We start from the raw sequence: 21806 nt of genomic DNA, 5'->3' as shown, positions 1-21806 counted from the left end.
GCACGGCGCAGCACCTTCAAGAAACTCGACCTTAGAAACCGTATAGGCGCGCAGGATTGTCGACGAGGATTTTCCGGATGGTCGCCTCGTCGCGCCCCGCCCACTCGAAGAACTCCTCGATCAGGGTCCTGTCGTCCGGCATGGGTACCGAGATGCACACGTGTGGCCAGTCGCTCGCCCAGAGGATCTGGTCGGGGTTGGACTCGATCAGCGCCTTGGCATACGGGGTGATGTCGGAATAGGGCGTGCTGCGCTGGTTAGTGAACCGGTACGCGCCGGACAGCTTGACCCACACCTTGCCTTCCTGGGTCAGTCGCAGCAGGTCCTGGATGCCCGGATGCTCGGTGCCTACACTCGCCGGCATGTGCCCCATGTGATCGATGACGACGTTGACCGGCAGGTTGGCCAGGGTGTCGTATAGGTCGGCAAACTCGGAGACGTCGATCAGCAGCTGCACATGCCACCCCAGCGGTGCGATCTTGCGCGCCAGGTGGGTCACGTCGGACACCTCGACACCGCTCTTGTAGATCAGGTTGATCCGCACGCCACGCACGCCCAGCGCATCCATTTCCCTCAGTTCTGCCTCACTGGCCTCCGGGCTGATGACCACCACGCCGCGGTAGTTCCCGCCGCCCTGGCGCAGGGCTTGGAGGATTGCCCGGTTGTCGTAGCCGTACACGCTGGGCTGGACGATCACGCCCCGGGTGAGGCCCAGCGTGCGCTGCATGCTTTGGTAGGCGTCCAGCGAGGCGGGCGGGGGAGTGTAGGAGCGGTGCGGGGTGAAGGGGTAGACGGCCGGGTCCCCGAAGATGTGGAAGTGGCAGTCGCAGGCGTTCTCGGGTAGCGTCAACGAAGGCGAGGCCATGTTCGCTATCGGGGGGGCGCAGGGCGGCGCATAGGTTTCCCCCAGCGAGCTCATCCGGGTGACCTCCCAGCCCTGCAACCCGCGCAGTCCGTTTCGCTCGGCAGAGTTGATGATCTGCACCCATGCGGCGCGGCGGGCGAGGTCCGGGTCGCCCAGTTCGATGGCTTCGAGAATCGAGGCGTGTTCGGCAAGCACGGTGTCGCGCAGCGCGGCAGAGTTTTCGATACGCCGCTCGAAGGAGGCCGCCTCGAAGATATGCGCGGTCAGGAACAGGACGAAGTTCTTGAAGTACTCGTTGCCGGTGGCGTCGGCTATGGCGCGTTTGAAGGCCAGGCTGTTTTCGATGACGCTCTGGCCAGACGAGAGCGAGCTGTGCAGCGCCGCCAGGGCGGCTTGGATCGTTTCGAGTTGGCTCCGCGTGCGGCGCCGGGCGGCCATGCCCGCCGCGGAGACCTCCAGGTCGAGTCGCAACTCGTACAGCTGCCGAAGCTTGGACAGGCTGCTCAAATCGTCGTGATTAATACGAAAGCTGTTGCGGTGCGCCTTGTCGGAAACGAAAGCGCCCCGGCCCTGGTGGCTTTCGACCAGGCCTTCGGACTTCAGCCGGGCAACCGCCTCCCTGACCACGTTCCGGCTGACGCCGAACTGGTTCGTCAGTTGCGCCTCGGTCGGTATGCGATCGCCAGGCTTGAGCCGCCCCTCGCTGATTTCCGTTTCCAGGTGGCGCGAAATTTTCACCGATAGCTGGCTGCGTCCCGCAGAAGCCGTTTGATTCATTGGACTGGTCCTGGATCTGTACAAGGCGGCAGGGCGGCGAGGCGAGGAAAGCGCCTGCTCCCGCCAGCGCGATAGTACGCCCAAGGGCGCCCCGGGCTCCACGATTGCCCATTGCCGGCCTCGGTCCCAGGTCACGCAAACAGGGCGGCGGCACCGGCCACGCTCCATGAAATACCCTGTCGAATATCCATAAGTGCCTGAAAATAATAGGTATTACTGAGTGTGATAACTTGTGGGACAACTTTGTCGTGGCGGCTTTACAGCCTCGCAGATCCTGTGCTCAACTAGTTGTAGGACAAATTCAGCAGGGTGGCCCTCTGCTTTCGCCATCCCTACGCCCTCAATCACAAGAAAAAGGAAGGCCGCGATGACACTCCCATTCAGGTTCGCCAAGACGCTGATCACCTCCACGCTTATGGCCGCGACGCTGGCCACGGCAAGCTTGGCCCACGCGGCGACTACCCTCCGGCTGGGCTGGACGACCGCCGACAGCGAGGTCGACCCCTATGCGATCGCCGCGCGTTACTTCAAGGAGGAGCTGGAGACGGCGGCGCCCGGGCAGTTCGACGTGAAGTTCTTCCCGAGCAACCAGTTGGGAAACGACACGGACATGCTGCAGGGCATGCAGTTCGGCACGCTCGACGCGGGCGTCATCACTGGCACGCAGTTGGGCACGCTGGACCGGAGCTTCCAGCTGCTCGACCTGCCTTTCCTGTTCAAGGACCGCGAGCAGGCCCACCAGGCGCTAAATGGCGAGCTAGGCAAGGAGCTGTTCTCCCGGCTGGACAAGCAGGGAATCGTCGGGCTCGGCTTTGGCGAGGCAGGCTTTCGGCACACCATCAACAACACCCGTGAAATCAAGGCGCCCGGCGACCTGAACGGCATCAAGCTGCGGGTGCAGCCGAGCGACCTGTTCATCGCGAGCTTTCGTGCCCTTGGCGCCAATCCGGTACCAATGGCCTGGAGCGATGCGTTCACCGCAGTTCAGCAGGGTACGGTCGACGGCCTCGAGATCCCGCTGGCGGTAATCTACGCCAACAAGTACGCGGGCGCGGTCAAGTACCTGTCCTTAACCAATCACACCTACAACGCGCTGCCGCTGCTAATTTCCAAGCAAGTTTTCTCGCGCCTCTCCGAGGAACAGCAGGCCGCCGTGCGCACCGCGGCCGAGAAGGCCATCGAGCGCCAGCGCGCCGAGGTCGCCAAGAACGAGCAGCAACTGATCGAGAAGATCAAGGCCGAGGGCATGGCGGTTAACGAGGTCGCCAATACCCAGGCCTTCCGTGAAGCGGTCCGACCCGTCTACGAGGAGTACCGCCCGCGAATCGGCGCGGACCTAGTCGATCGAGCCATGAAGCTGGCCGCCGAGTAGGGTGGCATGGGTCCGCACCGCGGACCCTTATTTCAGGTGACGGTACATGCACAGATTCCTCGAAACGGGCAGCAGGCGACTTGCCGCCGTGACAGCTGCTCTCGGCGCGCTGTGCGCGCTGGTCATGACGCTTTCGCTGCTGACGGGCGTCTTCTATCGCTACGTTTTGAACTCGTCGCTGGCCTGGACCGATGAGGTCGCGCTGCTGGCCTTCAGCTGGACAACTTTTCTGTTCGCGAGCGTGCTGATCCGCGACCTGGGGCACGTCCGGGTCACGGTGCTGATCGATGCCTTGCCCGCGCCTCTGAAGTTTCTGCTCGAACGGTTCAATTTGTTGCTGGTGCTCTTGTTCGGCGCCCTCATGCTCTGGGCCGGCTGGAAATTCACCGCCTTTACCATGCACCAGGTTTCCCCTGCCTTGCGCTATCCGTTGTGGCTGCAAGGTTCGGCCATCCCGGTCAGTGGCGCATTGATCGTGTTTCATTCGATTGTCCTGCTGTTCAGCCCTAGGGCACGCGGCGAGACGAAGGAGTCTGCGCAATGAGCGAGATCGGTATTGTCCTCATCGCAGGGCTGTTCGTGCTGTTGCTGATGGGGGTACCCATCGCCTTTACCCTGGGCCTGCTGACCGCGGTCGGGATCTGGATGGCCGATTTCAATCCGATCATCCTGGCGCAGCGCCTGGTCGCAGGCAGTACGATCACCAGCCTGCTGGCCATTCCTGGCTTCATCCTGGCGGGCGACCTGATGAGTGCCGGCGGGCTTTCCAAGCGTTTGGTGAAGATCGCCTCGACCTGCTTCGGGCACCTGACCGGCGGGCTGTCGATGGCGACCGTCGCGGCCGGGACCTTTTTCGGCGCCATCTCGGGCTCCGCACCGGCGACGACCGCGGCGGTCGGCTCGGTGATGATCGGCGAGCTGGAAAAGCACGGCTATTCGCGGGGATACGGGGCGGCGCTGGCGACCTCCATCGGCCCGTTGGGGCAGATGATTCCGCCCTCCATTCCGATGATCATCTGGGGCGTGCTGGCGGAGGAGTCGATCTCCAAGCTCTTTCTGGCGGGCGTCATCCCCGGCCTGCTGGCCGCCACGGGTTTTTGCGTCGTCAGCTACGTCTATGCCTGGCGCCTGAGGATTCCGAAGGAGAGCCGTCCCAGCTTCGGCCAAGTGCTGCGTGCGATCCGAGAAGGCATCTGGGCGCTGCTGGCGCCGGTGGTGATCCTGGGCGGGATTTACGGCGGCGTGTTCACGCCGACCGAGGCGGCGATGGTCGGTGCGCTGTACAGCCTGATCATCGGTCTGTTCGTGTACCGGGACCTGCAGTGGCGGGCGCTGGTCCCGCTGTTCATAAAGTCCATGCGCACCACAACAGTGATCATGTTCATCATCGTCGTGGCCTATGGCTTCGCCTGGATCATCGCCAGCGAGCAGATTCCTTCCCAGATCAGTGAAGTGTTGTTGGGCGTCACCTCCAATCCCTTCCTGATCCTGCTGCTGCTGAACCTCATGCTGCTGGTGCTGGGCGCAGTCATGGATACGGTGTCGGCCATGGTGATCCTGAGCGGGGTGCTGACTGCCGTCGGGGCTCAGGTGGGGCTAGACCCCATCCAGCTAGGCGCCATGGTGGTGATCAACTTCGCGGTGGGGATGGTGACGCCCCCGCTTGGCTACTCCCTGTTCGTCGCCTCCACCATCAGCGGCTTGAGCATCGAGCAGGTCGCCAGGCATCTGTGGCCTTTTCTATTGATCCTCATCGGTGTGGTCGCACTCGTCGCCTATGTCCCGGCGGTAACCCTTTGGCTTCCCGGCCTTCTTGGCTAAGCGGTGAACGGCATGACAATCGATCCCTCGACCCCGCGGATCAGCAAGCCCACGATTCCCGGGCCAAATCCGCATCCACGCAAGCCCTGTGATCCGCTACCCGCCGGCGCGTGTGACAGCCACGCTCACCTCTTCGGGCCGCAGAGCCGTTACCCGTATCAGGCGAACCGGAGCTACACCCCTCACGATGCGAGCGAGCAAGCCTACCGGCACCTGCTGCGCACCCTGGGCTTTCAGCGGGCGGTCCTGGTACAGCCCAGCGTGTACGGCACGGATAACAGCCGGATGCTGGAAACCCTCACCGCCTCAGGTAGCGATGAGCTACAGTGGCGCGGCGTCGCGGTTGTCGACAGCAGCGTCACCGATGCGCAACTGGAGCGCATGCATGCCGCAGGTGTGCGGGGCATCCGCATGAATCTGCTGTTCGCCGGCGGGGTGACCTTCGCCGAGATCGAGACCCTGGCACGGCGCGTTGCCGGCCTGGGCTGGCACGTCCAGTTCCTTGTAGACGTCTCGATGTTCGAGCGGCTCGCGGAGCGTCTCGACAGGCTGCCGACCGACAGCGTCATCGACCATATGGGCCATATGCCGACCGGCAAGGGAGTCGAGGACGCGGGTTTCCAGATCTTGCTGCAGCTGCTGCAGGGCGGCCGGACCTGGGTGAAGCTGACCGGGCCGAACCGGATCTCCTCGCTCCCGCGAGCGCCGTTCCTCGACGTGGATCCGCTGTTCAGTGCACTGCTGGCCGCGCGGGAAGATCGCTGCGTGTTCGGGACTGACTGGCCGCACGTCCAACTGCCGGGACCGATGCCCAACGATGGCGACTTGGTGGATGAGTTTCTGCGCCTGATGCCTGACGCGGCGCTGAGAGGGAAGGTGCTGACCGACAACCCCGCCAGGCTCTATGGGTTCTAGTTACTTTGCTTTTGCCGAACCGGGCTTTTTCACCCGTACGGACATCAAGGCCAGGGCCTTACGAAAGTCAGCCGAGCGAAGGTCAGGCAAGGCGAAAAACGGCGAGCAAGCGGAGGTTAGTGGTGCCCGGAGCGGGAATCGAACCCGCATACCCTTTCGGATGAGGGATTTTAAGTCCCTTGCGTCTACCAGTTTCGCCATCCGGGCAGTGGACAGCGGTCGGGCGCTGTCGCGGCGGCGGGACTATAGCGAGCCGCTCCTGGCGGTGCAACCTCGCCGGTGTCCCGCTGCAGGCACTGGCGGTCAGACTGTCCGGGAGAAACGGCCGCGTTGCCCATCGCCAAGGTAGGCATCGAAGGCCATGGCGATGTTGCGCATCATCAGATGGCCCTGGGGCAGGAGGCTCAGGCGGTCAGCGTGCAGTGCCACCAGGCCGTCTTCTACAGCTTCGCCTAGGCTTTCCAGCGCATCGGCGAAATAGGACCTGAACCGGATATGGTGGCGGGCTTCGATCTCAGAGAAATCGAGCTGGCCGTGGCACATCAGGGAAACGATGACATCGCGACGCAGCGCATCGTCCTGGGTCAGGCGATAGCCGCGCTGTAAGGGAAGTTCACCGGCGTCCAGGCGGGCGTAGTACTCGGAGAGCTCCTTGACGTTCTGGCTGTAGGTGTCGCCGACCTTGCCGATCGAGGAAACGCCCAGACCGATCAGGTCGCAATCGGCATGGGTGGAGTAGCCCTGGAAGTTGCGCTGAAGGGTGCCGTTGTCCCGGGCCCGAACGAGTTCGTCATCCGGCAGGGCAAAGTGATCCATACCTATATAGACGTAACCCGCTGCCGTGAGGCGGTCGATGGTGAGCTCGAGCAGTTCGAGCTTGCGCTCGGGCGGTGGCATGTCCTCGGGACGGATCAGGCGCTGGGCCTTCACCAGGTCCGGCAGATGGGCGTAACTGTAGGCTGCGATGCGATCCGGGCGGAGGGCAGTGATCTTCTCCAAAGTGGTCGTGAAGCTGTCGACGGTCTGCAGGGGCAGGCCGTAGATCAGGTCGACGCTGATCGACTTGAACCCGGCGCTACGGGCAGCGGCCATTAGGCTAGCGATCTGCTCTTCGCTCTGCACGCGGTTGACTGCCGCCTGGACGGCAGGATCGAAATCCTGGATGCCGAAGCTCAAGCGGTTGAACCCCAGCGCGCTCAAGGCATGGATCTGTGCCGGGTCGACGGTCCTGGGATCGACCTCCAGGGAAAACTCATGGCTGTCGCTGTCGTCGAGGTTGAAGTGTTGATGCAGGGTATCCATCAGTTCGGCAAGCTGGGCGCCGCTGAAATACGTAGGGGTGCCACCGCCCAGGTGGAGCTGGGTGAGTCTGCGATGGGGGTCGAACAGCGCGGCCTGGAGCTCGATCTCGCGCTTGAGATAGGTGAGATATTCCGCGGCGCGCTCGGTTTTCTGCGTCACGATCTTGTTGCAGGCGCAGTAGTAGCAGAGGCTGCGACAGAACGGCACATGTATGTAGAGCGAAAGCGGCGTGGGCGCTTCACCACGGTTGCTGCGTTGCGCCGCTGCCCGATAGTCCTCGATGGCAAAGGCCGCATGGAACTGCGGTGCGGTAGGGTAGGAGGTGTAGCGAGGTCCCGGGCGGTCGTATTTCTCCACCAGGGCGCGATTGAATGATACAGCCATGCGATCAATCCCGAAGTCATGCGAGGCCGCCATGGGGCAGCCCGTTCGAACTGCGATTATCGCCAGCGGGGCGGCCTGATGGCTGCTCCAGGTCAAGAAAGCTGGCCATACGGTCCGCTCGCACAAATTATTCGACCAATATCTGCACGGCAGTGGAATTCCACTCGTACATGGCGGCAATTGGACATTTTGTCTTGAGCCCTGCAACCTAATGACGGGGCAAGATGAAGCGAGGCGAATTAACGCTGCTTTTATCCTGCTCTGCGAACCCTGACGGCAATCGCTTGTCGTAGCCTCAGGCGTTTGCCTCTGCTGGCGGGACATGGTGCCCGGTCGTGCAGCAGGTCGTTGAACCGCCTCAACAGACTGGCAAGGTAGCTGCTGTCTGAAGCAGGAGCAGTGGACCCAACTGGAACTCACATCCAAGGACTCATATGATCAAGAAATGCCTCTTCCCTGCGGCCGGTTACGGCACGCGCTTTCTGCCGGCGACCAAGGCCATGCCCAAGGAAATGCTCCCGGTGGTCAACAAGCCGCTGATCCAGTATGGCGTGGAGGAAGCTTTGGACGCGGGCCTGAATCAGATCGCCATCGTCACCGGGCGCGGCAAGCGCGCTCTGGAAGACCACTTCGATATCAGCTATGAGCTGGAACATCAGATTCGCAATACGGACAAGGAACGCTATCTGGTCGGCATTCGCCGCCTGATCGACGAGTGCTCCTTTTCCTACACCCGTCAGGTCGAGATGAAAGGCCTGGGTCACGCCATCCTCAGTGCGCGTCCGCTGATCGGTGACGAGCCCTTCGCCGTCGTGCTGGCCGATGACCTCTGCCTGAACCCCGAGGGCGATTCGGTCCTGGCGCAGATGGTCAAACTGTACAACCAGTTCCGTTGCTCGATCGTCGCCACCATGGAAGTGCCCAGCGACGAGATCAGCAAGTACGGCGTGGTCGCCGGCGAGCCGATTCGCGACGACATCTGGCGGGTCAGCCACATGGTCGAGAAGCCGAAGCCTGAAGATGCGCCGACCAACATGGCTGTCATCGGCCGCTATATCCTGACTCCCGATATCTTCGAGATCATCGAGCAGACCTCCCCCGGCAAGAGTGGTGAGATCCAGATCACTGACGCGCTGATGCAGCAGGCCCAGCAGGGCTGTGTGCTGGCCTACAAGTTCAAGGGCCGTCGCTTCGACTGCGGCAGCGCCGAGGGCTACATCGAGGCGACCAACTACTGCTACGAGAACTTCTACCTGACCGGCAAAGCGTTCTAAGCCGACTGGAAGCAGTCTGAAAGCCACCTTTGCAGGTGGCTTTTTGGCTTTGTGGACTGTCAGGGCAGGGGTAGATCCTCGGCGCCTGGGCCTAGCGGCTGGCCGTAGCTGAACTCGACATAGTTACCGGCCGGGTCACGAAGCCCGCAATAATAGCCGACAGGGTAGGGCTCGTCCCGGGGCTCCCAGACCAGGCAGCCTGTCTCCCGCGCACGGTCGGCAATGGCATCGACCGCCTCACGGCTCTCCAGCGCAAAGCCGAAATGACTGTAATCGGTAGCCGCCAGAGACCGGTCGGTCCCCCCGGGCATGATCACGAAAATGAATTCGCGCTCGCGTCCAGGCTCAGCCATCCAGACGATTCGCTGTCCCTTGCCTTCACGCTCGTGGAATACCTGCATGCGGCAGAAGCGTTGATAGAACCGGACGCAGGTATCGAGATCCGGAACATGAAGCGCGACGTGGGTCAGGGTAGGGCGCATGCGTCACTCCGTTCATGATTTCAGTGCCGCGTGGGTTATCCTGACGGCTCAAGAAAGGAGACTACGATCAATGCCTTTTGACTTCGATCTGTTCGTCATCGGAGCTGGATCCGGTGGCGTCCGGGCGGCGCGCTTCGCCGCCGGCTTCGGTGCCCGCGTGGCGGTGGCTGAAAGCCGTTATCTGGGCGGGACCTGCGTGAACGTCGGCTGCGTCCCAAAGAAGCTGCTGGTGTATGGCGCGCACTACGCCGAGGACTTGGCCCAGGCATCAGGTTACGGATGGAGCCTGGAAGGCGCCCGTTTCGACTGGTCGCAACTGATCGCCAACAAGGATCACGAAATCCTTCGCCTCAATGGCATCTACAAGAAGCTGCTCGAAGACAGCGGCGTCACGCTGATTGAAGCCCACGCCAGAGTCGTTGACCCGCATACCGTTGAAGTCGCCGGCAAGACCTACAGTGCCGAGCATATTCTGGTGGCCACAGGGGGCTGGCCCTTCGTGCCCGATATCCCCGGCAAGGAGCACATCACGACTTCCAACGAGGTGTTCTACCTGCCAGAGCTCCCGAAAAGAGCCTTGGTGGTGGGCGGTGGTTATATTGCCGTGGAGTTCGCCTCGATCCTCAACGGCTGCGGTGCGCAGACGCGACTGATCTACCGTGGCGAGCTCTTCTTGCGCGGCTTCGATGGGTCTCTGCGCGAGCACCTCAAGGATGAGCTGATCAAGAAGGACATCGACCTGCAGTTCAATGCGGATATCGCCCGGATCGACAAGCAGGCCGATAGCAGCCTCAAAGCCACGCTGGAAGACGGCCGCGAGATGGAAGCAGACTGCATTCTCTACGCGACGGGTCGTCGGCCGATGCTCGACAACCTTGGCCTGGACTCGGTCGACGTCAAGCTCGACGCGCGCGGTTTCATCGAGGTAGACGATCAGTACCAGACCTCGGTGCCTTCCATCCTGGCCATTGGTGATGTCATCGGGCGGGTGCAGCTGACCCCGGTCGCGCTGGCCGAAGGCACCGCCGTGGCGCGGCGGCTGTTCAAGCCTGATGACTATCGCCCGGTCGATTACGACCTGATTCCCACCGCGGTATTCAGCTTGCCGAACATGGCGACAGTGGGAATGACCGAGGAGGAGGCCAAGGAGAAGGGGCACCGCCTGAAGCTGTTCGAAAGTCGCTTCCGTCCAATGAAGCTGACCATGACTGACAGCCTCGAGCGAAGCCTGATGAAGCTGGTCGTGGATGCCGACACTGACAAGGTGCTGGGCTGCCATATTGCAGGGCCTGATGCCGGAGAGATGATGCAGGGCATCGCCGTGGCACTCAAGGCCGGAGCCACCAAGCAGATCTTCGACGACACCATCGGTATCCACCCGACCGCCGCCGAAGAGTTCGTCACCATGCGGACACCATCAGGCTTCGCCTGACCCGCGTTGGGGATCAGCCCCTATCAACGCTCAGTGGCGGTGGTGCCCATGCTCCCCGGCGCCTGGCCCGCCGGGGGCCTGGTCGAGGATTTCCACCTCGGTGGTGATCGCGCCGGCCTGTGCCAGTTCCAGTGTCAGGTTGAAGCGCTCGCCAGCCACCAGTGGCTGCGTCAGGCCCAGCAGCATCACATGGTAGCCACCAGGCTCGAAGACCAGTTCGGCCCGTGGCGGAATCTCGATTTCCTGGGCCTGCTCCATGCGCATCAGGCCATCGGCCTGCACATGGGAGTGCAACTCGGTGACCTCGGCGCGATCAGTCGATGCCGCGACCAGCCGGTCAGGATGATCCGTGTGATTGACCAGAACGAAGTAGACCGCGCCATTGGCAGCCGTTGGCGGCATTGCGCGCGACCATACCTGATCAACCACAACGGGCTCGCGAACTTCGCTTGCAGTGTGATGGGCATGATCCGCAGCAACGGCCGGCAACGAGGCCAGACCCAGCAGGCCCAGGCAGGCCAGCGGCAACAGACGAAGCGACATGGTGGATCTCCGTGACTGAGGGGAAGTCACCTTAGCATGTGGCCTTACGTAAGGTATTCGTTAGGTAATGCTCAGAGCGGTCAGGCTTGGGAGCGATTGCGCATTTACTCAAAGGGTGGTGGACAGAATCTTCGGTGAGCAATTTCTTCAAGCGATAGGCCTGGGGATAGCTGGAGTACACTGCGCATACTTAATTTAACATAATATACATTATACGAAGCGCTCATTCTGAGCGCCAAGGCTTGACGGCTGCACCAATCCCGGCAGCTGAGCTGAACACGTTACCGAGCACGTTGCTGCGTGAAAAAAGCTGGAACTCGATGCTCAACGCAGGCCGAACCCCATCCGTTTCAGCTCTTCAACGAGCTTCTCGCGCCCATGCAGGTTCGAAACGCTCCGAAGCCTATTGATCACCTGCTCTGACCACCCGGAAGCCTTGAGGCCTTCACGCTGGTAGAACGCGCCCAGACGCTCATCATATTCCGCGACAGCTTCATATTCGCCGGCGGCTGAATAGGTTTCGTGGTGAAGGACTGCACGCTGCGGCAGCCTCGGCTTCACTTTGGCTGGCCGCTCAGTGGATGGGTACCCAACGCAGAGACCAAACACGGGATAAACCTGAGGGGGCAGTTGGAGCTCTTTGGCCACCCCTTCGATGTCGTTGCGGATGGCGCCGATATACACGCTCCCGAGCCCCAGCGACTCCAGAGCGACAACTGCGTTTTGCGCAGCCAGCGCTGCGTCAATTGTCCCGAGCAACAGGCTTTCCAGGTAAGGCAGCGCCTCCAGCTCTACCTCTTGCTGCTCGGCAACCCGCGATACCCGGGACAGGTCGGCGAGCCAGACGAAAAACAGCGGTGCCTGCCGGATGTGGGCCTGGCTGCCGGCCAACGCCGAGAGGCGACTCTTTCGGTCATCATCTTGAACAGCGACGACACTCCAGACCTGAAGGTTCGAAGATGTGGAAGCGGACTGCGCGGCAGCTATCAAGGTCTCAATCGTGCCTTCCGGCAGAGGCTGATCAGTGAAGGCCCGAACACTGCGGTGGTCGAGCAACTGGTCGATGGTGTCATTCCATGGTTTGAGCGGTGAGACGCCTGGCGCGCCATAGCGGGCCGCTAACTTCGATTGGGCATTGATTGTCATGCGAGATTTCCAAATAGAGAACGAGGCTACCAATGCGACTTGAGGCTGGTTGCCATGCACCGAGCCCCGGCCGAACGGCGGTGTGGTACCCCTCGATGGCGGATAGCGCATAGCTGATGCGCTTATGAACGGGGTATAACAGAGATTTCGGCAAGGCGAGCTCGTTCCTGGTTCTCAGGCGAATGTCGCGAGTGTACTAAAGAGCAGTCGTAATGGAGCGTCGCCGCTGAGCCATTGCACTAAATTGCTACTGCAGCGCATGTTGGATCAGCGGCGATCTCCCCTACTTGGTCAGGGCGTCGATTTTCCAAGCCGTAACGAGCCAGTGGCGGTCGGCGGCTACACGAGCCTGTTTCGCCCCGCCAATACCGCAAACACGACCTGCACCACCGCCGCAGCAAGCAGTAAAGCCAGCGCGGCATCCCAGCTTCCGAACAGGCTATGCAGCCAGCCAGCGAGAAACGGCCCCAGCGCTCCCAGTCCATATCCCACCGATTGCGCCATGGCGGACAGAGATGCTGCCTGGTGATGGTCGCGGGTGCGGAGACCAAACAGTGTCAGGCAGGTCACCATCGACATGCCGGCACCGATGCCTGCCAGGAGCAGCCATACCAGCGACATCCATGGCACCAGCATCAGCCCGGCTATGCCAGTCAAAATAGCAAGTGAGCAGACAAAGCCCAGAGCACGCTGATCATGCAGGCGTTTAATTGCGATCGAGGTGCCGAGGTTGGCCAGGACGGCGATGGCCTGATAAGCGAACAAGTACCCGCCCGCCTGGATGGCACCGATTCCAGCGGAGGCGGCCATGGCTGGATACCAGTCAATTAGCGTGTAAAAGACGACCGTTTGCAGCGCCATGAACATCGACACTTGCCATGCGATGGCGCTTTTCCAGACCGAGGTGGTTGCCTTGTGACGCGCTTTGCCTGGGTCAATTGCGCCGGATTTTAGCTGCGCAAGCCAGCATGCTGCGGCAATTAACGCCAACAGAGACCATACGCCAAGTGACAGTTTCCAGCCATATTCATTGGCCTGAGCCAAGGGCGCGGAAATCCCGCTCGAAACGCCTGCCATCATCGCCATGGTGGCAGCGTAGAGCCCCACGCACAGTGCTGTATGGCCTGGAAAGTCACGTTTGACCAAGGGCACGATCAACACGTTGGCCAACGCAATACCGGCTCCGATCATGAAGGTGCCAAGCCAAAGCCCGCTTTCTCCCCAACCCGAGCGGATCAGGCAGCCTGTGCCAATCAGGCATACGCCGGCAAATAACGCGCGCTCCAGCCCGACACGGCGCGTAAGCACCGGAGCCAAAGGCGACCCTGCTGCGAAAATGAGCAGAGGAAGTGCGTTCAGCAACCCCGCAGTGGCTGGAGTGAGGCTGAAGTATTGCTGGATATCAGTCAGTACTGGGCCGAGCGAAGTGATGGGCGCGCGCAGGTTCGCTGCAATCAGCAAGATGCCGAACAAGAGAAACGAAGGGAATGCAGGTGCAACAGGTCGAGAGACCGAGCAGGAAGTCGTCATTAAGATCCACGCACAACGTCAGGACGGAACTGTCCTGGTGGTGCGTTGGTTGACGTTAACGCTTACGCAAAGCACCGGGCGGTGCGATGTCTGCTGACAATGCTACAAGGATATCCCCTGCTCCTCAAGCCGGTTACCACCCTGCCCTCACACACTCCGCCCAGGGGACATCATGCTCGCGTCGTTTTACCTCAAGGAATCAGCTTCGCCGCCCGTAATCGCGAAAACACATCAAAAAAGGCGTCATCGCTGGCTTGATAATCGAAAAATCCCAGTTTGCGGCTCTTCGACATGTCGGTAACGACTTCAATTGGGCGGCCGAGGTCGGCATCCGTATGCCAGGGCGAGATCAATCTGGTGATCTCTGGCTCGGCGAGCCCGAAGCGTTGAGCCATCTCCTGCCAGGTCTCGGCATCGCCAGCCATCTGCTGTTCGAGCGGCGCAGGCTCGCCATCGAAGGGTGCCGCCTCGATCCCGAACCACTCGGCGATGCGCGACCACATCCACTTCCAGCGAAACACGTCGCCGTTGACGATATTGAAGGCTTCATTCGCCGCTGCGGGAGTGCTGGCGGCCCAGAGCAGCTGTTTTGCGAGCTGCGAAGCATCGGTCATGTCGGTCAGCCCGTTCCACTGGACTTCGGACCCGGGGAATCGGAACGGTCGGCCAGTGAATTTGCAGACGGAAGCGTATACGGCAAGCGTCGTGGCCATGTTCATGGCGTTGCCCACCGCGACGCCGGTGATGGTGTGCGGCCGATGTACGCTCCAGGTAAAACCATCACGGGCGGCGGCGGCAAAGAGCTCGTCTTCCTGGGCATAGTAGAAGTTGTCTACATCCAGGCGGCCCTGGTCTTCGCGGAACGGCGTCTGAGGCAGCGAACCCTTGCCGTAGGCTTCGAACGGGCCGAGATAGTGCTTGAGGCCGGTCACCAGCGCGACGTGGCGAACTGAGCCGGCTGGCTGGACGGCGTCCAGCAGGTTGCGCACCATTTCACCGTTAACGCGAATATTCTCCGCTTCGCTGGCCTGGCGAGCCCATGTAGCGAGAAAGACGTGGGTCGGCTTCATTCCCTGCAAGGCCTGCTGCAGAGCAGCTCGGTCAAGAAGGTCCGCGGTAACGGGTGTAACGCCCGCCTCCACCTCTGGCCGGCGCGCCAGCCCGGCCACGGCCCATCGCTCCTGGGTCAGCAGTCGTGCCAAAGCACTACCGACGATCCCGCTGACTCCCACCACCAGCGCCTGATTTGTCATGATGCGAACCTCCGATTCAAAAAAATGGTAACCCTGGACATGCTCCCAGGCTCAGACGAGAGCCATGGCGAGAAGACTGCGCGCCCAATGTCGCCTCGTCGACTTGCAGCGCACAAATTCGCGAGACGTCTCGAACGGATGCGGCTCGTGGCCAGTCTGCCGCCGCTGGCCTTGTCAACAAGTGACTTGCCCGCCATCGAGCAATTCATTCAGGCCAAACGAAAAGCCCCGGATAGTTACCTATCCGGGGCTCAACATTCAGCTTGGACGCGCATCATTGATGTGGCCAGCGGTACGACTGGAGGCGCGAACCGGAGTCGAACCGGTCTAACCGGATTTGCAATCCGGGGCATAACCGCTTTGCTATCGCGCCTGAAACAATAACGCCGCAAACTGCGGCGCATTGAAATTTGGAGCGGGAAACGAGACTCGAACTCGCGACCCCGACCTTGGCAAGGTCGTGCTCTACCAACTGAGCTATTCCCGCGTCGTCTTGACGGGCGCCATTCTATAACTTCCGAACGGCCAGTCAACCCCTTGATTAAAAAAGTTTTATTTTCCTGGCGAAAGATGCGGCCAGGCCGCCGCCAGGTACCGAACCATTGACCAGAGGGTCAGTATCGCAGCCACGATCAGTAACCCATAGCCGGTGCCGACCCAGTAGCTCATCACGGGTGGGTTGGCCAGGAGAATGACCAGCGCCACCATCTGTGCCGCAGTCTTCCACTTGCCAAGCGATGAAACCGCTACCTGCGCCCTCGCCCCCAGTTCGGCCATCCATTCGCGCAGCGCAGAGACCACGATCTCGCGTCCGATGATGATCACGGCAGGCAAGGACAGCCACAGGTTCGAGTGCTCCTCGACCAGCAGCACCAGGGCAACGGCGACCATCAGCTTGTCTGCCACCGGATCGAGGAAGGCTCCGAAGGGCGTGCTCTGCTCGAGCTTGCGCGCCAGGTAGCCGTCCAGCCAGTCAGTCACGGCCGCAACGGTGAACACCGCGCTGGCGGCGAGGTAGCTCCAGTGGACCGGTATATAGAACAGGAGGACGAACAGCGGAATGAGCAGCACCCGCAGCACAGTAAGAAGATTGGGTATGTTCATGGGTACCTGTCCGCTGGATTGCCACCATTCTACTCGGTGTGCAAAGCGCCATAAATTGATTCGGCGAGCTTTTTACTGATCCCCGGTGCCTTGGCGATATCGTCGACGCTGGCCCGGCGCAGTTCTTGAAGACCTCCAAAATGCTTGAGCAGTTCGCGCCGACGCTTCGGTCCGACTCCCGCCACATCCTCCAGCGTCGAGGTCCGGCGGGTCTTGCCGCGCCGCGCGCGATGCCCTGTGATGGCGAAACGGTGGGCTTCGTCCCTGATCTGCTGGATGAGGTGTAGCGCGGGCGAATCGCTCGGAAGCACGAACTCATTGGCCGATTCGTTCAGATAGAGCGTTTCGAAACCAGCCTTGCGCGTCACGCCCTTGGCGACGCCAAGCAGTACCAGGCCTGGGATTCCCAACTCCTCGATGACCTCCCGCGCCATGTTGAGCTGTCCCTTGCCGCCGTCGACCAGAAGGATGTCGGGGAGTTTGCCCTCACCATCCTTCGCCTTCCCGAGGCGCCGGGTGAGTGCCTGGTGCATGGCGGCGTAGTCGTCGCCGGCTGCCACGCCTTCGATGTTGTAGAGGCGGTAATCGGATTTCAGCGGGCCCTCAGGACCGAATACGACACAGGAAGCGACGGTCGCCTCACCGCTGGAGTGGCTGATGTCGAAGCATTCGAGACGCGTGGGCGCCTCGTCGAGCCCGAGCGAGTCGGCCAGAGCCTCGAAGCGCGCGGCCAGCTGTTGACGGTTCGCCAGGCGCGCCGCCAGGGCCTGTTCGGCATTGGTCAGGGCCAGCTGAAGCCAGCGTGACCGGGTACCCCGTACCCGATGACTGATGGCCAGCTCGCGGCCCTTGAGCTCGGCTATGGCGGCGATCAGGGTGGCGAAATCCTCGTGAACCACGTTGACGATGAGTTCACTCGGCAGCTCTCGCTCGCTCGATCCCAGGTAGTACTGCTCGAGAAACGCCAGCAGGATATCGCTCACGCCCTCCTCGATCGCGACCTGTGGAAAAAAGTTCTTGCCACCAAGCACCCGACCGCTGCGCACGGTGATCAGGTTGACACAGGCCCCGCCCGGACTGGCCGTCGCTGCGACGATGTCGACATCGCCCGTGCCGCCTTCCATGCTTTGCTGGTCCTGCACGCGCCGCAGCAAGGCCAGCTGATCGCGGATCTCGGCGGCGCGCTCGAAGTTGAGCCCTGCGGCGGCAGCCTCCATGTCACGGGCAAGCTCATCCGCCAGGACATTGCTGCGCCCTTCCAAGAACAGCACGGAGCGACGCACATCCTGAGCATACTCCTCCGCGCCGACCAGATCGACGCAAGGGGCTTTGCAGCGTTTGATCTGATACTGCAGGCAGGGGCGCGTGCGATTGCGGAAGTAGCTGTCTTCGCACTGCCGGACGAAAAAAGCTTTCTGCAGTAACGCCAGGCTTTCCCGGATGGCCCCTGCGCTGGGATAAGGGCCGAAATACCGCCCAGGCTGTTTCTTCGAGCCGCGATGGATACTCAGCCGGGGATAGGGTCCGGCCGAGAGAAACACGTAGGGATACGACTTATCGTCGCGCAGCAGAATATTGTAGGGCGGCCGCCACTCCTTGATGAGCGTCTGCTCCAGCAGAAGGGCCTCGGTTTCGTTCGCCGTGATGGTGGTTTCCACCTGGGCGATGCGGGCCACCAGCGCAGCGGTCTTCGGCGCCAGCCCCGACTTTCGGAAGTAACTCGACAGACGGTTCTTGAGGTTCTTCGCCTTGCCGACGTAGAGCAGCGTGCCCTCGCCGTCGAGCATTCGGTAGACGCCGGGGCGCCCGCTACAGCCGGCGAGAAACGCCGAGGAATCAAACGTCGACGACATCAGTTGAGGCTGTCGACCATGCCATGCCGCACTGCCAGTAGAACGAGCTCGACGTCACTGTTGATCGAAAGCTTCTCGAAAATACGGTAACGGTAGGTGTTGACCGTCTTGGGCGAGAGACAGAGCTTGTCGGAAATGGCCTGGACCTTCTGGCAATTGGCGATCATCAGCGCGATCTGGATTTCCCGCTCCGAGAGGAGATCGAAGGGGGAGTTGTTCGTGTGCGGCTGGAACGACTTCAATGCCAATTGCTGTGCGATCTGCGGACTGATGTAGCGCTGGCCGGCAAACACCAGCCGAATCGCCTGGACCATTTCCTGCAGGCCCGCGCCCTTGGTCAGGTAGCCGGCAGCGCCCGCCTGCAGCAGGCGGGTCGGAAATGGATCTTCCTCACAAACGGTCACTGCGATGACCTTGAGGTCCGGCGTGGCGCGCAACAGCTTGCGTGTGGCTTCGAGCCCACCGATCCCGGGCATCTTCACATCCATCAGTACGACGTCGGGCTTGAGGTCGCGGGCCAGCCTGATTGCTTCCTCTCCGCAGTCGGCCTGTCCTATCACCACAAACCCATCAATATCGGAGAGCATCCGGGCGATACCAGCACGCACCAGATCATGGTCGTCGACCACCAATACCCTAATCAAGTCGGATACCTCGGTATGCAGAGGCGCACAGGGCGCACACTGATCTCGGAGAAAGCAAACGAACGAACCGACCCGGCAAGGTAAAAAACGCGTCGCGCATGTGCGCAACCTGCACTCTATATGTCGACTCACCACGGATTGCGAGGCTAGGAAGAAAGCGCGTCGGCTTGCACGATCGAGCCTCGAACACAGGTTACCCCTACGGTATTGCCTGGCTGCATTCTAACAAACAACTCATCTGCAAAAGTACTGACAGATGTCAGCCGATGGTCTACTCGAAATGTAAGACAGTGCGAACCCGCCTCCGAGGCGGCAGTCCCACTGTGCATCTGCCTCTCCGGAAACCCCCATGCTGCCAGCATTACTTTCCGCCATGGCGCTGACCGCCGTTCATCTGTTTGCGGCCAGGCTGGGCGCGAGCGACAGGATCCTCAGGAGCCGCTGGCTATCGGCAGCCGGGGGCGTCGCGGTTGCTTACGTATTCGTGCATCTGCTGCCGGGACTGGCGCGGAGCCAGGAAGTCATGCAGCGCAGCGAGGTGACGCTGCTGACCTATGTCGAGAGCCACGCCTATATGCTGGCCATGATCGGCCTGCTGGGATTCTATGGACTGGAACGTCTGATCAAGGCCCATCGGAACCGCTTGCCCGAGCATGCTGAAACCCATGGTGGCGTGTTCTGGCTGCACGTCGTCTCCTTTGCACTGTACAACGGGCTGATCGGCTACCTGCTGGTCCAGGACGCAGCGGGCACCGCCGAAACGCTGGGCTGGTATACCGTGGCAATGGGCTTGCATTTTCTGGTCAATGACTTCGGCCTGGAGCGCGCCCATCGCGACATGTTCCGCCACTATGGCCGCTGGGTGCTCGCCGCCGCCCCCCTCGCAGGCTGGGGCCTCGGTACCCTTACCGATATATCCGACCTCGCTGTCTCGGCGCTTGCCGCCGTGATCGCCGGGGGCGTCCTGCTCAACGTACTGAAAGAGGAACTCCCCCAGGAGCGCGAGGGGCATTTTGGCGCATTCGTATTGGGCGCGTTGGGCTATTCGGCGTTGTTGCTCGGTGCGGGGGCGTGATGACGGCTCCCCTGCCCCACGGGTATTGATCAGATCGCAACCAGTCAGCGTCAGGCCGCGGCGTTTCACGTTTCAATTCTCGGCTGACCTCGACCGCTTCTAGGGCACGGTCTTCCCTCTACCCGCGCGCTTGGCCTGGTACATCAGGCTGTCCGCTTCCCTCAACAGTTGCGCGGCGTCCTTGCCGCTACCCGGCGCGTAAAGAGCGATGCCGACACTGGCGCTCGCGTGGGCGACGCCATGGGTGGTGCTGATTGGCTGTGCAATCGCGACCTGGAGCTTTTCAGCCACCAACCTCGCATCGGCCAGGCCATTGACCAGCCCCTCCAGCAACACGGTGAACTCATCGCCAGCCAGGCGGACCACGCTGTCCGTCTCGCGCACGCACTGGCGCAGCAGCGCCGCGACGCTACGCAGCAATTCATCGCCCGCTTCGTGGCCGAAGGTATCGTTTACCATCTTGAAGCCGTCCAGATCGATGAATAGCAATCCCAGTTCACTTCCGGCGCGATCGGCTCGCGCCAGGGCGATCGGGAGTATCTCGGTGAGCGCGCGGCGATTCAACAGGCCCGTGAGGGCATCGTGGCGCGCTTCGCTTTCGCGCAGGGCTTCGGTGCGCTTGCGATCGGAGATGTCGTGGAGAAAGGCGCTGAACAGCATCTTGCCGCCGATCTTGAGATCACGGATGCGCACTTCCACGATCAGACTGGAGCCGTCCTTGCGCAGCGCTGGCAGTTCAAGCCGGCGGCCTAGCATCGGCGATTCGCCGCTTTTCAGGTAACGCGCCACGCCAACGCGGTGGGCGGCGGCCATTTCCGGCGGCACGATCAGGGAGTCCAGCGGTCGCCCGATCGCTTCCCCGGCGCTCCAGCCGAAGGTTTCCTGGGCCAGGCGATTCCAGGCCCGCACAATGCCATTCTGATCCAGGCTGATATAGGCATCGTTTGCGTTTTCGATCACCGCAGCCAGCTCAGCCTCGCGGCTCCTGGCATCCAGCTCGGCGCGTTGCTGGCTCTCGATCACCGTTCTAAGCGCCTGGTTGGACTGGGACAGTTGCTCGGTGCGCTCCCGCACCCGCTCCTCCAGTTGTTGGCGCAGCGTGGCAAAGGCTTCCTCCACGTCCTTGCGCGCCTGGATGTTGCGAATCACCGCGATGAAGTATTCCAATTCCCCTTGGGCCGAAACCTTTCGACTGACGTTCAGGCTGATCCAGATCGGGCGCCCGTCCTTGTGCAGGTAGCGCTTCTCGAGATAATAGGAGTCCGTCTCGCCGGCGGCGAGCCTGCGCAGCAACTCCAGGTCGCCGTGCAGGTCCTGAGGATGGGTGATGTCCAGGAAGGTCATCTGCAGAAGTTCATCGGCACTGTAGCCTACGATCTGGCAGAGCGGCTCATTCACACTCTGCCAGGTGCCGTCCGGAGCAACGGTGGCGATCCCTACTGAGGCAAGCTCGAAGATCGATCGATACCGTGCTTCGCTTTCGACGAGGACTTCATCCGCCCGGTTGAGCTGCGAGCGAGTCAGCAGCAGCGTCTCGCGCAGATGCATTTCGCGGGAGACCACGTCGGCCAGATCCTGGAGGATCTGCAGCTCGTCCGCAGTGATCGAACGTGGTCGGGTGTCGATGGCGCACAGGGTGCCCAACGCCAGCCCGTCCTGAGTCCGGATCGGCACACCGGCATAGAAGCGAATATGCGGTGCATCGAGTACCAGCGGATTATTGGCGAATCGCTCGTCCTGCCACGCATCGGGAACCACAAACGGCTCGTCGTCGACAATCGCGTGCGCGCAAAACGCCTGATCGCGAGGCGTCTCGCTCATGTCGAACCCGACGCGAGACTTGAACCACTGGCGGTTCTCGTCGACCAGCGAGATCAGCGCGATGGGCGTACCGAGACCATGCGCCAGCAAGCGCGTCAGGCGATCGAAAACCGGCTCGGGAGCGGTGTCCAGAATTTGCAGCGCACGAAGAAGATACAGTCGCTCGGCTTCACTCGCGGGAAAAGGCACAACCATGGAGGCTCCGTAGTTGGG

At 61.6% G+C, this 21806-nt stretch carries 18 protein-coding genes and 3 tRNA genes; 7 read left to right on the top strand and 14 right to left on the bottom strand.

Annotation, left to right across the window (positions count from 1 at the left end; genetic code table 11):
* Nucleotides 1-31: 31 nt before the first annotated feature.
* The gene (locus tag ACFOMF_RS03190) at nt 32-1642 is read right to left on the bottom strand and encodes an amidohydrolase family protein (RefSeq protein ID WP_386361187.1); all 1611 of its coding nucleotides are present in this window, start codon (nt 1640-1642) and stop codon (nt 32-34) included.
* Between the two features lie 367 nt (nt 1643-2009).
* On the opposite strand from ACFOMF_RS03190, the gene ACFOMF_RS03185 reads away from it, so the two are divergent.
* Genes ACFOMF_RS03185 through ACFOMF_RS03170 form a run of 4 tightly spaced genes read left to right on the top strand, consistent with a single transcriptional unit; the run spans nt 2010 to nt 5750 of the window.
* On the top strand, nt 2010-3014 hold the full coding sequence (locus ACFOMF_RS03185; RefSeq protein ID WP_386361185.1) for a TRAP transporter substrate-binding protein: 1005 nt from the start codon (nt 2010-2012) through the stop codon (nt 3012-3014).
* A gap of 46 nt (nt 3015-3060) precedes the next feature.
* A complete protein-coding gene (locus ACFOMF_RS03180) occupies nt 3061-3558 on the top strand; it encodes a TRAP transporter small permease (protein ID WP_386361183.1) in 498 nt (165 codons plus the stop codon).
* Nucleotides 3555-4835, top strand: a complete 1281-nt coding sequence (locus ACFOMF_RS03175) for a TRAP transporter large permease (protein ID WP_386361181.1) — start codon at nt 3555-3557, stop codon at nt 4833-4835. Before ACFOMF_RS03180 ends, ACFOMF_RS03175 begins: the two co-directional genes overlap by 4 nt.
* Nucleotides 4836-4847: 12 nt before the next feature.
* On the top strand, nt 4848-5750 hold the full coding sequence (locus tag ACFOMF_RS03170) for an amidohydrolase family protein (RefSeq protein WP_386361179.1): 903 nt from the start codon (nt 4848-4850) through the stop codon (nt 5748-5750).
* Between the two features lie 120 nt (nt 5751-5870).
* Here ACFOMF_RS03170 and ACFOMF_RS03165 read toward each other — a convergent pair.
* Together ACFOMF_RS03165 and hemN are read right to left on the bottom strand one after the other, a co-directional pair.
* A tRNA-Leu gene (locus ACFOMF_RS03165) sits at nt 5871-5957 on the bottom strand.
* A 96-nt stretch (nt 5958-6053) separates the two neighbouring features.
* Nucleotides 6054-7436, bottom strand: a complete 1383-nt coding sequence (gene hemN / locus ACFOMF_RS03160; RefSeq protein WP_386361177.1) for an oxygen-independent coproporphyrinogen III oxidase — start codon at nt 7434-7436, stop codon at nt 6054-6056.
* Nucleotides 7437-7870: 434 nt separating this feature from the next.
* On the opposite strand from hemN, the gene galU reads away from it, so the two are divergent.
* Nucleotides 7871-8710 (top strand): UTP--glucose-1-phosphate uridylyltransferase GalU, encoded by an 840-nt coding sequence (galU, locus tag ACFOMF_RS03155; RefSeq protein WP_386361175.1) that lies wholly within the window; start codon nt 7871-7873, stop codon nt 8708-8710.
* Between the two features lie 59 nt (nt 8711-8769).
* Here the strand turns inward: galU and ACFOMF_RS03150 are convergent, their stop codons facing one another.
* Nucleotides 8770-9192, bottom strand: coding sequence for a VOC family protein (locus tag ACFOMF_RS03150; RefSeq protein ID WP_386361173.1), 423 nt, complete (start codon nt 9190-9192; stop codon nt 8770-8772).
* 70 nt (nt 9193-9262) lie between these two features.
* Here ACFOMF_RS03150 and gorA point away from each other — a divergent pair, with 70 nt between their 5' ends.
* Nucleotides 9263-10624, top strand: coding sequence for a glutathione-disulfide reductase (gorA, locus tag ACFOMF_RS03145; protein ID WP_386361171.1), 1362 nt, complete (start codon nt 9263-9265; stop codon nt 10622-10624).
* Nucleotides 10625-10654: 30 nt separating this feature from the next.
* Here gorA and ACFOMF_RS03140 read toward each other — a convergent pair whose 3' ends face one another.
* From ACFOMF_RS03140 to gacA, 9 genes are all read right to left on the bottom strand, one after another.
* Nucleotides 10655-11167 (bottom strand): copper chaperone PCu(A)C, encoded by a 513-nt coding sequence (locus ACFOMF_RS03140; RefSeq protein ID WP_386361169.1) that lies wholly within the window; start codon nt 11165-11167, stop codon nt 10655-10657.
* 324 nt (nt 11168-11491) lie between these two features.
* Nucleotides 11492-12313, bottom strand: coding sequence for an NADPH-dependent oxidoreductase (locus tag ACFOMF_RS03135; RefSeq protein WP_386361167.1), 822 nt, complete (start codon nt 12311-12313; stop codon nt 11492-11494).
* 339 nt (nt 12314-12652) lie between these two features.
* Complete coding sequence (locus tag ACFOMF_RS03130) at nt 12653-13843, bottom strand: MFS transporter (protein ID WP_386361165.1); 1191 nt, start codon at nt 13841-13843, stop codon at nt 12653-12655.
* A 191-nt stretch (nt 13844-14034) separates the two neighbouring features.
* Complete coding sequence (locus tag ACFOMF_RS03125) at nt 14035-15096, bottom strand: SDR family oxidoreductase (RefSeq protein WP_386361163.1); 1062 nt, start codon at nt 15094-15096, stop codon at nt 14035-14037.
* Nucleotides 15097-15395: 299 nt separating this feature from the next.
* Nucleotides 15396-15469 (bottom strand) — tRNA-Cys (locus ACFOMF_RS03120).
* Between the two features lie 38 nt (nt 15470-15507).
* Nucleotides 15508-15583, bottom strand: a tRNA-Gly gene (locus ACFOMF_RS03115).
* Nucleotides 15584-15648: 65 nt separating this feature from the next.
* A complete protein-coding gene (gene pgsA, locus ACFOMF_RS03110; protein ID WP_386361161.1) occupies nt 15649-16200 on the bottom strand; it encodes a CDP-diacylglycerol--glycerol-3-phosphate 3-phosphatidyltransferase in 552 nt (183 codons plus the stop codon).
* A gap of 29 nt (nt 16201-16229) precedes the next feature.
* Complete coding sequence (uvrC, locus tag ACFOMF_RS03105) at nt 16230-18053, bottom strand: excinuclease ABC subunit UvrC (RefSeq protein WP_386361159.1); 1824 nt, start codon at nt 18051-18053, stop codon at nt 16230-16232.
* The gene (gacA, locus tag ACFOMF_RS03100) at nt 18053-18697 is read right to left on the bottom strand and encodes a response regulator transcription factor GacA (RefSeq protein ID WP_386361157.1); all 645 of its coding nucleotides are present in this window, start codon (nt 18695-18697) and stop codon (nt 18053-18055) included. Before gacA ends, uvrC begins: the two co-directional genes overlap by 1 nt.
* A 352-nt stretch (nt 18698-19049) precedes the next feature.
* On the opposite strand from gacA, the gene ACFOMF_RS03095 reads away from it, so the two are divergent.
* Nucleotides 19050-19772, top strand: a complete 723-nt coding sequence (locus ACFOMF_RS03095; RefSeq protein WP_386361239.1) for a hypothetical protein — start codon at nt 19050-19052, stop codon at nt 19770-19772.
* A 99-nt stretch (nt 19773-19871) separates the two neighbouring features.
* Here the strand turns inward: ACFOMF_RS03095 and ACFOMF_RS03090 are convergent, their stop codons facing one another.
* On the bottom strand, nt 19872-21788 hold the full coding sequence (locus tag ACFOMF_RS03090; RefSeq protein WP_386361155.1) for a PAS domain S-box protein: 1917 nt from the start codon (nt 21786-21788) through the stop codon (nt 19872-19874).
* Nucleotides 21789-21806: the final 18 nt, after the last annotated feature.

Source organism: Stutzerimonas tarimensis (assembly GCF_042648805.1).
Lineage (GTDB): Bacteria > Pseudomonadota > Gammaproteobacteria > Pseudomonadales > Pseudomonadaceae > Azomonas > Azomonas tarimensis.
Note: the sequence above shows the minus strand (reverse complement) of the source record. Positions and strands in the feature narration are given on the sequence as shown.

Excerpts from the sequence above, each read along its gene's own strand:
- ACFOMF_RS03190 (WP_386361187.1), bottom strand. The coding sequence starts at position 1,642 with ATGAATCAAACGGCTTCTGCGGGACGCAGCCAGCTATCGGTGAAAATT.
- ACFOMF_RS03185 (WP_386361185.1), top strand. The coding sequence starts at position 2,010 with ATGACACTCCCATTCAGGTTCGCCAAGACGCTGATCACCTCCACGCTT.
- ACFOMF_RS03180 (WP_386361183.1), top strand. The coding sequence starts at position 3,061 with ATGCACAGATTCCTCGAAACGGGCAGCAGGCGACTTGCCGCCGTGACA.
- ACFOMF_RS03175 (WP_386361181.1), top strand. The coding sequence starts at position 3,555 with ATGAGCGAGATCGGTATTGTCCTCATCGCAGGGCTGTTCGTGCTGTTG.
- ACFOMF_RS03170 (WP_386361179.1), top strand. The coding sequence starts at position 4,848 with ATGACAATCGATCCCTCGACCCCGCGGATCAGCAAGCCCACGATTCCC.
- hemN (WP_386361177.1), bottom strand. The coding sequence starts at position 7,436 with ATGGCTGTATCATTCAATCGCGCCCTGGTGGAGAAATACGACCGCCCG.
- galU (WP_386361175.1), top strand. The coding sequence starts at position 7,871 with ATGATCAAGAAATGCCTCTTCCCTGCGGCCGGTTACGGCACGCGCTTT.
- ACFOMF_RS03150 (WP_386361173.1), bottom strand. The coding sequence starts at position 9,192 with ATGCGCCCTACCCTGACCCACGTCGCGCTTCATGTTCCGGATCTCGAT.
- gorA (WP_386361171.1), top strand. The coding sequence starts at position 9,263 with ATGCCTTTTGACTTCGATCTGTTCGTCATCGGAGCTGGATCCGGTGGC.
- ACFOMF_RS03140 (WP_386361169.1), bottom strand. The coding sequence starts at position 11,167 with ATGTCGCTTCGTCTGTTGCCGCTGGCCTGCCTGGGCCTGCTGGGTCTG.
- ACFOMF_RS03135 (WP_386361167.1), bottom strand. The coding sequence starts at position 12,313 with ATGACAATCAATGCCCAATCGAAGTTAGCGGCCCGCTATGGCGCGCCA.
- ACFOMF_RS03130 (WP_386361165.1), bottom strand. The coding sequence starts at position 13,843 with ATGACGACTTCCTGCTCGGTCTCTCGACCTGTTGCACCTGCATTCCCT.
- ACFOMF_RS03125 (WP_386361163.1), bottom strand. The coding sequence starts at position 15,096 with ATGACAAATCAGGCGCTGGTGGTGGGAGTCAGCGGGATCGTCGGTAGT.
- pgsA (WP_386361161.1), bottom strand. The coding sequence starts at position 16,200 with ATGAACATACCCAATCTTCTTACTGTGCTGCGGGTGCTGCTCATTCCG.
- uvrC (WP_386361159.1), bottom strand. The coding sequence starts at position 18,053 with ATGTCGTCGACGTTTGATTCCTCGGCGTTTCTCGCCGGCTGTAGCGGG.
- ACFOMF_RS03090 (WP_386361155.1), bottom strand. The coding sequence starts at position 21,788 with ATGGTTGTGCCTTTTCCCGCGAGTGAAGCCGAGCGACTGTATCTTCTT.